An 11724-nucleotide genomic window follows, 5' to 3' on the forward strand; every position below is an offset into this window, starting at 1 on the left:
TCCTCCCCGTCGTAAACGACGGGGCTTCCCGTACCGCAGGTGGGATATTTACTGGTCTACGACATGACCTGTTCTCGCGGGGCGAACGCCCCACTCTCTGAATCGAACAAGTATGTCGATGGCTGTGCCACACAGCCGTTACTCCTATCCTCACCGTGAGGACTCGGAGTTATCTTCTGTCGCATATTCTCCGCTCCGTTACAATCCGCGTTGGCTACCAACTTACACGACTGACAAATGTACAATCCACGGTGCTTGCGGTTCGACTTCGTGTCGTCACCACACCGTGAACACGTCTTCGAGGTGTCCCACTCGTTCTCTTTCAGCACCTCAACGCCACGCATCTCGCCTTTGTACGCGAGGTACTGGTAGATTCGGTCGAACGCCCACGTATGCAACTTCTTGTTGCCAGTCTTCCCCCAGTCAGATTCGCGCACGTCTTCAGGCCAACTCACCGCGAGCGTGCCCACACCACGTTCGACACACTCCGTGATGATGGTGTCTGTGAGGACGTGGTAGAAGTGCGTCTCACGCTCTGCGAGTTTCCGACGTGCCCACATCGACTTCTCCGACGGGCCGTTCTCCCCTTCGGTGTCGTATTCAGCACGTTTGAAGTAGTGCTTGTCTTGCTTGAGTGAGTTGCCGGGGTAGAGAACGTATTCGTCGGGGAAGGCGACCGTGGCGATGTTCTTGATACCAAGGTCGATACCAGCAACACCGTCGCCTGCTGAGTCGTTGGTTTCGAGTTCGACTTTGCAGACAAAGTGTAATTCCCATTCGTCGCCGTTCCAGACGGCGCGAACGTTTTGCACCGAGTTGACTTCCGAGAGGTCAACGTCGGGACGCGTTTGGTACTCACAGAGCAGAAAGTCCGACCAGTACTCCTTGAGGTTCGAGCCTTTTGAGAGTCGGACTCGGTTGTTCTCGGGGTCGTGTTTGAATCCGTCTTCTTTGAACGTGACCGTACTCTTGGGTCGTTTGTCGCCGTGTTTGCGGTAGCCGGGTGGATTCGCCTCGTCGAACTTGTGTCGCAGGTCGAACCACGACTGGAAAGCGTCAGAAAGTTCTTCGATGACTTTCTGACTGGATTGTGCGTTCAGGTCTTTCCAGCACGCTTGGTTCTTCATGTACGATTTCAGCACGCCTTCATCTGGGATTTCGCCTGTTGCGTTCCAGATGCGGTCGGCTGTCCATCGTGCGACGTTCCAGATTTTCGAGGCAGAGTCTCCGAGCGAATCGAGGCCATCGCAGACCTGTTGCTGGTTCTGGATGGAACCAACGTAGGTGCGAGTGACCTCAATCGCCATACATAGCCTATGTAGACAAATCTACTTAATGACTATGATTTTACGTTGAATATCCAGCCAGCCATCGACGGTGGACTGTGTAGGAGTTGTCGGATTCACTCCCGCCGTAAACGGCGGGATTCTCTTCTCTCAAAAAGATAGTTTAGGTGTACTGATCGATGAGGGTCTCGAGGGTCGTCCGCGGCTGGACGCCGAGTAGTCGCTCGACCGGTTCACCGTCGGCGTAGAGCAGGAGCGTCGGGACGCTCCGCGCGCCGAGTTCCGCGGCGAGTCGCTGGTTGGCGTCGATGTCGACCTTCGCGACGGCGGCGTCGGTCTCGGCGGCCAGCGCCTTGATGGTGGGCTCGAGCATCCGACAGGGACCGCACCAGTCGGCGTAGCAATCCACGAGGACGACCGGGTAGTTATCGATAACCTCCTGAAGGTGATCGGCGCCGTCGATCTCGACAGGATCCGACGGGGACGGTTCGGCGCGGGCGTCAGATTCGTCCCCGCCGCGTTCGTTCTCGAGTTTTCGTTGCAGTTGTCGCTTCTTTCGCTCTCGAATCAGCTGTCGTTCCTCGTCGAGTTCGCTCATCGAGCGTCGATACGCGTCCGCCGACGATAACTTTTATGTGTGAAGAGCGCAATAACGGGGTCCGGATCGCTGCTCATTCACCAGCCACTCCCTCCCTGGATAACCCCTGGAGGGAAATAACCTTCGTTAAACCCCACGTCCGAGGAAGTATCTTTAGTGTTTATAGTGCGCAATACAGTAGAAGCAAGTGTGACCAAACCATGACCGATGCGAATCCCGACGTCACCATCGACTCACGCGGTGCGACCTGTCCCGGTCCCCTGATGGACCTCATCGGTAAAGTGAAGACGCTCGACCCCGGCACGGTGGTGGAACTCCAGACCACCGCGCGCAACTCCCGGACGGACGTGCCGGAGTGGCTCGAGAAGGCCGGCCACGAACTGCTCGAAATCGAGGAGCACGACGACCACTGGAGCATCTACCTGGAGGTCAACTGAGATGCACCGAATCGCGATCGTCGGCGGTGGGACGGGCGGGACGGTCCTCGCGAATCGACTCGCGAACGAACTGCGGAGCGAGATCGAAGCCGGCGAGGTCGAGGTCCGCCTGATCACGGCCGACGAGAACCACGTCTACAAACCGACGTTCCTGTACGTCCCCTTCGGGAAGAAGACGGTCGACGACGCGAGCCGACCGATCGAGGACCTGATCGACCGGCGCATAACTCTGACGATCGAGGAGGTAACCGGCGTCGACACCGATCGGAAGCGCCTCTCGTTCGCCGATCGAACGACGTCGCTTCACTACGATCAACTCGTATTGGCGACCGGTGCTAGCCTCGAGCCCGATGCCGTCCCGGGGCTCGCCGAGGGCGGGCACCACTTCTACGGACCCGACGGCGCCGAACGGCTCCGCGACGAACTCGCGACGTTCGAGGAGGGACACCTCGTGTTGAGCGTCGTCGGCGTCCCGCACATGTGCCCTGCGGCACCCGTCGAATTCACCCTGATGGTCGACGACTGGCTCCGCGAGCGCGGCCGCCGCGAGGACGTCGAGATCACGTACACGTACCCGATCAACCGGGCCCACGGACTCGAGTCGATCGCCGAATGGGCGACCGACCTGTTCGAGGAGCGCGACATCACCCTCGAGACGTTCTTCAACGTCGACGAGATCGATCCCGACGAGCGAGTCATCGAGACGATCGAAGGCACCGAACTCGAGTACGACCTGCTCGTGGCGATCCCGCCGCACGCGGGCAGCGATCTCGTGACCGACGCCGGCCTGGGCGACGACGGCTGGGTCGACGTCGACAGGCACACGCTCGAGGCGACCAGGGCCGAGGACGTCTACGCGATCGGCGACATCGCCGACGTGCCGACGAGCAAAGCCGGCAGCGTCGCCCACTACGAGGCGGGCGTCGTCACCGATCGGATCGCCAGCCGAGTTCGCGGCGTGACGCCGACGGCGACCTACGACGGGAAGACCGTCTGCTTCCTCGAGGCGGGGATGGACGAGGCCACGTTCATCGAGTTCAGCTACGGCGAGGAGCCGTACGTCCGCGAGCCGTCGAAGCCGCTCCACTGGGCGAAACTCGGCTACAACGAGGCCTACTGGCTGACCGCACGGGGGGTACTGTAGATGTCCGAATCCGAGACTGACGCTGAACCCGCGACCGAGACCGTCGACGCGGAGGAACAGACCCTCGAGAAACTCGTCGCCGAAAACCCCCACGAAGTTGCGCGGTTCCTCGAGCGCATCGACGTCGTCAACGACCTGCTCGATACCGCGGACCTCGCGACCGCGGCGATGGACGACCGGATGGTCCAGGAACTGTCCGGCACCGCGACGAACCTCGGCGCCGCGGCCGACGGGCTGGCGACCGAGGAGGTCGCACGCCTCGGCGAGGCGACCGGGGAGAATGCCGACGACCTCGCCGAGGCGATCGAGACGCTCGCCCAGTTGCAGCGATCGGGGACGCTCGACGACCTCGTGGCCGTCGCGGACGTCGCCGCGCTCGGTTCGGCCGCGATGGACGATGGGATGGTGACCACTCTCGCGGCGAGGGGGACCCGTCTCGGCGAGGTCGCCGAGACGGCGGCCGACGACGACGTCGCCCGGACGCTCGAGTCGTTACTCGAGGCCGTCGGCGAGGCAGGCTCCGAACCCGCGGAGCCCGTCGGGGCGATCGGCGTCGCGAAAGCGTTGCGGGATCCGGAGGTCAAAGCCGGGATGGGCTTCCTCCTCGCACTGGCTAAGGCGTTCGGACGAACGACCCGACAACGGCGTTTCTGACGAGATGCGCGCGATATTTTTGCTCCGTAGCCCTCGGCAGTCACTGACCGAAACCTGCCCGGTGTTTTTGCGTAGAGATTCCGCGTCGCTGTCTTGCCGTAATCGAGGTCGTACTCGTCAGTCCGGGTCGCTGCTTCCTCACTGGACCGTGCGGTCAGTATCGTCCCCGTCCTCGACGATTATTACCCGGTGGGAATCGGCGGAGTTCGGTTTTCGTTCGAATACATAGTAGCGGTGTGTGGCGACGAACGCCGTCGCTCCCATCGTCAGAGGTTTACCATGAGCACCATCCGCTTCCAGATCAGACGGCGCGTGGAACGTGACCCCGGAATTCACTTCAACGAACTCGTCCGGGAACTCGACCTCGCGGCCGGTCAGGTCCAGTACCACGTACGGAAGCTGGGACGGTCCGGCGAGCTCGTCGCCGAACGCCTCTACGGACGGACGCACTACTACCCGGTCGAGTTCGAGGAGTGGGACCGCAAAGCGCTCGCGCTGCTCAGACGCGAAACCTGTCGAGGGGTAGTCGCCCACCTCTCCGAACGAGGGCCGTCGAGACCGGACGCGGTCGCCTCCGACCTCGACGTCGCCCGAAGTACCCTGGAGTGGCACCTCTCACACCTGATCGAACAGGGGCTCGTCGAGAAGCGATACGACGACCGCGGTCGGGTGACGCTCCACCTCCTGGAACCCGAACGGACCGCACGGGTGCTGTCGCGGGTTACGCCCACGGCGCCGGATCGACTGGTCGATCGGTTCGTGCGCCTCGTGGATCTCCTGCTCGAAGAACCCGTAGCCGCGGAGTGATCGATCACTCGCCCGTGTGTCGATCACCACGATGAGTCCCGTTGTGAGGGGCCATCTCCGATCGATCCATTGCGGGAACGACATCGGAAGACGTCGCCTTCGAGTCGTGTGTTTTCGGGCGGATAGCGGCGCATTCGACGAGTGAACCAGACCGGCTTTATTCGCCTCCTCCCAAGTTAGCGCGTGAACGAACGACTGCGGCTCTGGTTACTCGCAGCGTCGATTCTCGCTACGCTCCTCTGTGTCGGCGTCGTCTTCGGCGTCGAAACCGGCGCGGAATCCCCGGAGCCGGTTTCGTTCGACGATACCGTCCAGATCGGCCTCACGCTCGAAGACGAGAATTCGCTTCTCGGAAAATCTGACGTGGTGCTCCCGCGCGTGCAAACGTTCTATTCGCAGTACGAGTACGTCGTCGGGTACTACGGCGTCGACACGTACGTCGACGCCCAGCGCCAGGAGGGCCACGACCAGCGCTTTGGCTACCCGGTCGCCATCTACGCGACCGATTACAGCGACACGGGGATCGACCTGAACGACGACGGCTATCCGATCGTCGAGCGCTCCCCCGGATGGGTCGACGCCGAAGCGGCGTGGTACGTCGTCGAAAGCGACGCCCGGACTCCCTCGGAGGAGGCGATCCCGTCGTTCGGAGATCGATCGGACGCGGAGTCGTTCGTCGAGTCTCACGGCGGCGAGGTGCGGTCGTGGGAGGAGATCGTGGACACGCCGTTCGAGAAGGACGACGCCTCGGGCGTCCGCGATCGAGTCGACCGACAGGATGCCGAGGCCGACGCGCTCGTCGACGACGCCGAGGCCCACGACGAGCGCCCGATCTCGGTGGTGGTCGGCGAGGACGTCGACAGCGTACAGGAGGGGATCGACGAAGCCCCCGAGAACACCACCGTCCTCGTTCCCGAGGGGACCTACGACGAAACGCTGGAGATCGATCGACCGGTCACACTGGCGGGCGAGGGTAACGCGACGATCCGCGGCGACGAAAACGGATCGGTCGTGACAATCACCGAACCCGACGTCGGTGTGCGCGACCTCTCGATCACCGGCGTCGGAACGCTGGCGACCGGCGCGGAGGAACTGCCGGGTGAGGAAGGCGACGACTGGGACGACCAGTTTCAGGTGAACTACGCCGGCGCGGACGCCGGGGTTTCCGCACACGTGGCCGACAACGTATCGGTCGAGGACGTCCACGTGGAGACGCCCGCGAACGGGGTGATCCTGCGCGAGAGTCCGGGCGCGGTCGTCAAGAACGTCACGACCGTCGCCACGGTCGACGGAACCGACGGATACGCCGGGGTGATGGCGTTTCGTTCGCCGGGGGTCATCGAGGACTCGACGATCACCGACGGTCGTGACACGATCTACCTCTATCGATCCCCGGGTATGGTCGTCCGGGACAACGAAATCGGAGAGAGCGTCCTCGGAATTCACCTGATGCACAACGACGAAGCGCTGATCGCCGACAATCAGATCCGAGACGCCGAGAAAAACGGGGTCTACATCATGACCGGTCCGGTGGGCAACGCCATCGTCGGTAACGAGATCTCGAACGCCGAAGTCGGCGCGTACGTCGGTGGATCGGAGTCCTACGTCGCCGAGAACGCGTTCGAAGAAAACGACGTCGGGCTACAGATGGAGGCGAGCGGGTCGATCTACGAGCACAACGTCTTCGCCGGAAACGGCGTCGGCGCTCGAGATACGGCGGTCCTCCCGACCAATCGCGTCGTCGGGAACGACTTCGTCGGAAACGACGACCACGCGACCGCCAGTACTGGTCCACTACGGATCTGGTCCCACGACGGCGACGGGAACTACTGGCAAGGCGGGACCAGCCTGGCGGACGGAGATCCGCCCGCGCGGCCCTACTCCCCGACCGATCCCGTCGACGGCCGATTACACGACGTCGACGGCGCGGAGACGCTCGCGCGGGCCCCGGCGCTCGACGCGCTCTCGGGGCTCGAACAGTCCGTCTCGGGCATGCAAACCGAGAGCATCACGGACCTCTCGCCTACCTGCGGACCGAACAACCCCGAACTGCTCGAACGAACGGAGTGGGCCGAGGAGGCCTACTCGTGCGACGGAACGGTGGTGACAGACTCGTGACGAACCAGCAAGACGAACCCGAAATGACGACAGCTACTGATCGTTCGCCGACGGATTTAGGATCGAGCGACCCACGAGCCGACGACAGCGGTTCGGTGCCAGCAACGTCGACGGCCGACGATGATTCCTCGAGACGGGATCCGTCAGCGGCGGCCGACGAACCGCTCCTCGAAGCCTCCAACCTCGAGTTCGCCTACGGCGCCGTGACGATCCTGCGCGACGTTTCGATCGCCGTCGACGCCGGGACGGTGACGGCGCTGATCGGGCCGAACGGGACCGGGAAAACGACCCTACTTCGGATTCTGGCCGGGTTACAAGAACAGACGTCTGGATCGATCGAATACCACGGTCCCGACGTTCCTCGAGAGATCGGATACCTTCCACAGCAACCCTCGTTCAGACCGGGATTTACCGTCATCGAGACGCTCGAATTTTACGCCTCGCTGGTCGGGGAGAGCCGCGACGACGCCGTCGCACGACTCGATCGGGTGGGACTCGCTGACGCGGCCAACAGACGCGTCGAAGCCCTCTCGGGCGGCATGACACGACTGCTCGGAATCGCCCAGGCGACGATCGGAGACCCGCCGATCGTTATTCTCGACGAACCCGGATCGGGGCTCGATCCCGGCATGAGCACGCACGTGTTCGAAATCGCCGGCGAGTTCGCCGACGCGGGAACCGCGGTGGTGGTGACGTCACACGATCTCGGACTGGTCGAGCGCAACGCGGACGAGGTGTTCTTGCTCGACGACGGCGTCGTCGCTGAACGAGGCCACCCGTCGGAAATCATCGATAGAACGGGCGTCGACACGTTGCAAGCGGCCTACGAGGCGTCGGTCGCGGGAGACTTGCATCGCGTCCGCGTCCAGGGTGAGTCCCAATGAGCGACGTCGAACCCACGACGGACGAGGTGAGAGGCGATCGACGGGCACCAGGCTCGCTTCGACGCATCGACCGCATCGTCCGGCGCGAAGTCAGGACCCTCGCCCGAACCCGAACGTTCTACGTCCTCTCCGCTGCGCTGGCGATCGTGCTGGTAACCGTCGCGGTACTCGGGAGTGCCAGTGCCGGCTACGTGCCGACAGTGGTAAACCTCATCACGCCGCTCGAGCTCCTCGTCCCCGTCGTCGCCATCGCGTTCGGATATCGGGCGATCGTGGCGGACAGAGAACGCGGAGAACTCGACGTGCTCGTCACGTACCCGATCTCCACTCGAGAACTCGTCCTGGGGATATACGTCGGCAGAGCCATCGGTATACTGGTTGCAATCACCGCGCCGCTGCTCCTCGTCGGCGCGTCGGTCGCGTTCTTGCGCGAAGACCCCCCCGAGATCTACGCCACCCACGCGGGGGCGGACTCACCGATCCTGTTCGCCCGGTTCGTCGTGCTCACACTCGTCTTCGCACTCGCCGTCCTCGCGATCGCGCTCGCCATCTCGGCGCTCACCAGTGGTACCCGGAGCGCCCTCGCGCTCGCTATCGTCGGACTGGTCGTCCTGTTAGTCGGGTTCGACCTCGCGCTCGTCTTCGGCTTCGCCAATTCCCTAATCTCCGACTCCTCGCTCATCGACGCGATCGCCATCAGTCCCCTCAGCGCCTACCGGGGGCTGGTCTTCGAAACTGTCATCACCACGGCAGCCGGAACCGGTCCGAAAAGTGCGTCGCCGATCGCCAGCGTCGGTAGCCTCGTCATCTGGACGATCGCCTCTCTCGGCGTCGCGACCTGGGCTGTGAACCGGTGAGCCACTCATCACCGTTCGCGTTCGCTTCCCGTCGAATCGGAGACGACGCTAGCCTGGGACCCGAACGTGAAAATCAGCGTGACGTCCCTCGGCGGGGCGCTAGTTCTTCAGCGATTGCAGCAGTTCTCGATTGACCTCGTCAGGTTCGTATCGGTCACCACCGTACTCCTCCCGGAACGAGTCGGCATCGTCGGCGTCAGAGAAGCCGATCAGCGACGCGCCCATCGCCCCCTGAACCTCGCTGTCGACGATGAACGTCAGGTCGGTAGCCGGTGCGAAGCCGTCGGCGTCGAGGTGCCTGCTGATCTCGGGTTTCTCCCCGCCGGTGTCGACGTCGTAATCGACCGTCGAGTAATCGGTCAGGTAGCTGACCTCCGGTTCCTGTTCGGATTCGTTTTTGAACGTGAAGTTGTACGTGCAGCGCGAACTACAAAATTGGGCCGGGCGGTCCTGGTCGTCGCTCTCGCCGTCTTCACCCTCAGAACCACTGTCGAGGACGGCGCCGGGGTCGTCGTAGAAGGACTGTCCGGCCGGGCCAGGGTAGTCCCCGATCACCATGGTGCAGTTGTCACACTGCCTGTCCGATTCGATCGTGATGGGGTCGGGCGCCGACTTCTTGGCCCCGGAGCCGCCGTCGAGACAGCCGGCGAGCGTACCGAGGCCGGTCAGCGCCGCGCCCACGAGGACGGTTCGTCGAGTCGGCCCGCGGTTCGATCGGTTCGCTTGCAGGTTCGTTTGTCGGTCCATGGAACAGCTTGGGTACCGAAGGAAAAGGCTGATCTGGTTCAATCGACGAAAGTGCGTCGACCGAGAGTCGGCCACCTCCGAAATCGGTCCGGCGGAGAACGCGGATCGTACGCGTACGTACTCCCGTTCACCTCGGATTCGCTACGTCGGTGTTCGACGAACCCTCACGGACGGAGCCGATTCGAAAGGGGGATCTCGTTTACACGCCTTTCGAACTTCCTTCGTCCTCGAAACGGTCGGCCTCTCGAGGTCGAAGCGGCCCGACCGTATCGAACCGCGAGGTGATTCCTCCGAGGACGAACAGCGAGTAGTATCGGAGGTACGTTTGGATCGGGACCTGCACGAGCGTGATCCCCGCGACGATCACCGAGATGGCGTAGAGAATGCCCACTGCGACGAGCAGGACGATCGAGAGCGACGGCAGTCCGAGCACCACCTCGAGGAGGAAGTAGACGGTGACGCCGACGATTCCGAACGGAATAGCGAGCACGATGCCGACGGCGACGAACCCGATTCCGACGAGGATACCCGCGACGAACCCGAGGACGAGACGAGCGAGCGCGTACACGCCGTACTGCTCCCAGTCCTCGACGAGAGCCGGCCAAAACTCCCTCCACGCTTCGACGATTCCCGCTCCCTCGAGGAGCATCACCGGAACGACGAAATCCGCCGTAAATCGGAGGACGACCCAGAGCGCGATACCGGTGACCAGGAGGACCGGGACGAGAAGGATCGCCAGGGGTACGAGGAGAAGCGGAGAGATGAAGAAGAAGAGCACGGCCGGAAACGCGATGAGCGCCAGCACGCCGAGGAGGAGCGCCGCTCGAAACAGGAACAGCGACGCACCGTTCGAGACGTTGGTCGAGAAATACCCTCGGATTCGAACTTCGCGGTCCGTCAGGATTCGAACGAAGACGAACTCCATGATGGCCCCTACAAGCAGTAGTACCAGGCCGATCACGAGGATCGTCCCGACCGCGAACGCGATCAAACCGACGTCGATTTCGGGTGACAGTGGCGGGTCGTCGATCGGTATCGGAGTTTCGTCGACGGGCTGCCCGTTGCGTGGCGCGTCCCACGCCGTCGTCGACGCGTCGGGTCTCCCGCCGCTGACGCCCGATACGAAGAAGGCGACCACCGCGAGTACGAGCCACCGGCGTAACTCGAACGGGAGTAACAGTCCTCTCGTCGCCTCGAGCGACGGTCGCAATTCGTCGAGTGCCCGCCATGACATTTGACTACATACCACGGACAGAGAAATAAAACTACGGTGTCAGAGGCCACGGGCAGACCGTTCTCGCCCGAAGGCGAGGGCCTCTTACCACCGGGGAGTCAGCCACACGCGCTCGCACCGAGAGAATCGGGGAGATCGGTCAGCGGTCGCGTCCTACCTGTCCCGTCGCAGGCGCTCGCGACGCTCCTCGAATTCCTCGTCGGTGAGGTCGCCCCGAGCGTACGCACTTCGTAACTCCTCGAGTGCGGCGTCCGTCCGTTGCGTTCCGGACTGACGAACCGCCCTGTACAGCAGGTAGCCGATACCGAGTACCACCGCTAGCGGGACGACCGACATGAGCACCCACATCCACGCGGCTCCGGTGTCGCCCCACGCGCCGCTTCCCATGTGACCCCATCCCCAAACGCCCATCATGGGCATCGCGATCGCCATCACGAGAAACGGCAGGAGCAGGATCCCGGCGATAACCGTCAACAGCGTTCGAATCACCGAATCGTCGGTTGCCATGCGTTGGTATTCGAGCGCTCGAGTATTGAACGGTGTGGGGAATACCGGGAACCGGGAATCGGCCACCCGCTCGCGCGAGAAGCGCCGTCAGTTCCGTCGACGACCGCGCTCGAGGGATAGATTCGAAGAATGATGCCTGTTGTCACGCTGAGAGTACGACGAGGGTGGTCAAGCGGAGATGAAGCCGGTAGCAAGTTGCATAACGAATCACTGTTCTTCCTATCTTGGAACAGGATGGGTGCAATTGTGGATAGCGAATACGGAACTTCGTTATCTATCAGCGACGATCTCGTCGAGCGAGAGCCTTGGAGCTTGAGGATTCGGCTCAAATGCGGTGGACGGTCAGTCTTCGACGGTAGGTGGCCATCGACGGTGTGGGGAGACGAAACTGTTGAGGGTTCGTACAGGATCCCCGACGGACGACGCACTCACCAGCACGGAGGTCGATCGA

Annotated in this window: 12 protein-coding genes; 7 read left to right on the top strand and 5 right to left on the bottom strand. The window is 62.8% G+C overall.

Annotation, left to right across the window (positions count from 1 at the left end; genetic code table 11):
- Positions 1 to 56 precede the first annotated feature (56 nt).
- Together RJT68_RS15590 and RJT68_RS15595 are read right to left on the bottom strand one after the other, a co-directional pair.
- Complete coding sequence (locus tag RJT68_RS15590) at positions 57 to 1307, bottom strand: RNA-guided endonuclease InsQ/TnpB family protein (RefSeq protein WP_407037459.1); 1251 nt, start codon at positions 1305 to 1307, stop codon at positions 57 to 59.
- A gap of 142 nt (positions 1308 to 1449) precedes the next feature.
- The gene (locus RJT68_RS15595; protein WP_407037460.1) at positions 1450 to 1884 is read right to left on the bottom strand and encodes a thioredoxin family protein; all 435 of its coding nucleotides are present in this window, start codon (positions 1882 to 1884) and stop codon (positions 1450 to 1452) included.
- Between the two features lie 200 nt (positions 1885 to 2084).
- On the opposite strand from RJT68_RS15595, the gene RJT68_RS15600 reads away from it, so the two are divergent.
- From RJT68_RS15600 to RJT68_RS15630, 7 genes are all read left to right on the top strand, one after another.
- On the top strand, positions 2085 to 2321 hold the full coding sequence (locus tag RJT68_RS15600) for a sulfurtransferase TusA family protein (protein WP_407037461.1): 237 nt from the start codon (positions 2085 to 2087) through the stop codon (positions 2319 to 2321).
- 1 nt (position 2322) lies between these two features.
- Positions 2323 to 3465, top strand: coding sequence for an NAD(P)/FAD-dependent oxidoreductase (locus RJT68_RS15605; protein ID WP_407037462.1), 1143 nt, complete (start codon positions 2323 to 2325; stop codon positions 3463 to 3465).
- Complete coding sequence (locus tag RJT68_RS15610; protein ID WP_407037463.1) at positions 3466 to 4119, top strand: DUF1641 domain-containing protein; 654 nt, start codon at positions 3466 to 3468, stop codon at positions 4117 to 4119.
- Between the two features lie 279 nt (positions 4120 to 4398).
- On the top strand, positions 4399 to 4926 hold the full coding sequence (locus tag RJT68_RS15615; RefSeq protein WP_407037464.1) for a winged helix-turn-helix transcriptional regulator: 528 nt from the start codon (positions 4399 to 4401) through the stop codon (positions 4924 to 4926).
- Between the two features lie 183 nt (positions 4927 to 5109).
- The gene (locus RJT68_RS15620; protein WP_407037465.1) at positions 5110 to 7044 is read left to right on the top strand and encodes a NosD domain-containing protein; all 1935 of its coding nucleotides are present in this window, start codon (positions 5110 to 5112) and stop codon (positions 7042 to 7044) included.
- 23 nt (positions 7045 to 7067) lie between these two features.
- Positions 7068 to 7928: an ABC transporter ATP-binding protein gene (locus RJT68_RS15625; protein WP_407040391.1), complete on the top strand. Its 861-nt coding sequence runs from the start codon at positions 7068 to 7070 to the stop codon at positions 7926 to 7928.
- Positions 7925 to 8785: an ABC transporter permease gene (locus RJT68_RS15630; protein ID WP_407037466.1), complete on the top strand. Its 861-nt coding sequence runs from the start codon at positions 7925 to 7927 to the stop codon at positions 8783 to 8785. Before RJT68_RS15625 ends, RJT68_RS15630 begins: the two co-directional genes overlap by 4 nt.
- Positions 8786 to 8884: 99 nt before the next feature.
- Here RJT68_RS15630 and RJT68_RS15635 read toward each other — a convergent pair whose 3' ends face one another.
- The 3 genes from RJT68_RS15635 to RJT68_RS15645 form a co-directional block, all read right to left on the bottom strand.
- A complete protein-coding gene (locus RJT68_RS15635; protein WP_407037467.1) occupies positions 8885 to 9532 on the bottom strand; it encodes a nitrous oxide reductase accessory protein NosL in 648 nt (215 codons plus the stop codon).
- 199 nt (positions 9533 to 9731) lie between these two features.
- Positions 9732 to 10766 (bottom strand): DUF7544 domain-containing protein, encoded by a 1035-nt coding sequence (locus tag RJT68_RS15640; RefSeq protein ID WP_407037468.1) that lies wholly within the window; start codon positions 10764 to 10766, stop codon positions 9732 to 9734.
- 153 nt (positions 10767 to 10919) lie between these two features.
- Positions 10920 to 11273 (bottom strand): SHOCT domain-containing protein, encoded by a 354-nt coding sequence (locus RJT68_RS15645; RefSeq protein WP_407037469.1) that lies wholly within the window; start codon positions 11271 to 11273, stop codon positions 10920 to 10922.
- Positions 11274 to 11724 lie beyond the last annotated feature (451 nt).

It is taken from the genome of Halovalidus salilacus (assembly GCF_031852275.1).
GTDB lineage: Archaea > Halobacteriota > Halobacteria > Halobacteriales > Natrialbaceae > Halovalidus > Halovalidus salilacus.

Bases quoted from the DNA above. Each gene is read 5' to 3' on its own strand.
- RJT68_RS15590 (WP_407037459.1), bottom strand. From the start codon at position 1,307: ATGGCGATTGAGGTCACTCGCACCTACGTTGGTTCCATCCAGAACCAG.
- RJT68_RS15595 (WP_407037460.1), bottom strand. From the start codon at position 1,884: ATGAGCGAACTCGACGAGGAACGACAGCTGATTCGAGAGCGAAAGAAG.
- RJT68_RS15600 (WP_407037461.1), top strand. From the start codon at position 2,085: ATGACCGATGCGAATCCCGACGTCACCATCGACTCACGCGGTGCGACC.
- RJT68_RS15605 (WP_407037462.1), top strand. From the start codon at position 2,323: ATGCACCGAATCGCGATCGTCGGCGGTGGGACGGGCGGGACGGTCCTC.
- RJT68_RS15610 (WP_407037463.1), top strand. From the start codon at position 3,466: ATGTCCGAATCCGAGACTGACGCTGAACCCGCGACCGAGACCGTCGAC.
- RJT68_RS15615 (WP_407037464.1), top strand. From the start codon at position 4,399: ATGAGCACCATCCGCTTCCAGATCAGACGGCGCGTGGAACGTGACCCC.
- RJT68_RS15625 (WP_407040391.1), top strand. From the start codon at position 7,068: ATGACGACAGCTACTGATCGTTCGCCGACGGATTTAGGATCGAGCGAC.
- RJT68_RS15630 (WP_407037466.1), top strand. From the start codon at position 7,925: ATGAGCGACGTCGAACCCACGACGGACGAGGTGAGAGGCGATCGACGG.
- RJT68_RS15635 (WP_407037467.1), bottom strand. From the start codon at position 9,532: ATGGACCGACAAACGAACCTGCAAGCGAACCGATCGAACCGCGGGCCG.
- RJT68_RS15640 (WP_407037468.1), bottom strand. From the start codon at position 10,766: ATGTCATGGCGGGCACTCGACGAATTGCGACCGTCGCTCGAGGCGACG.
- RJT68_RS15645 (WP_407037469.1), bottom strand. From the start codon at position 11,273: ATGGCAACCGACGATTCGGTGATTCGAACGCTGTTGACGGTTATCGCC.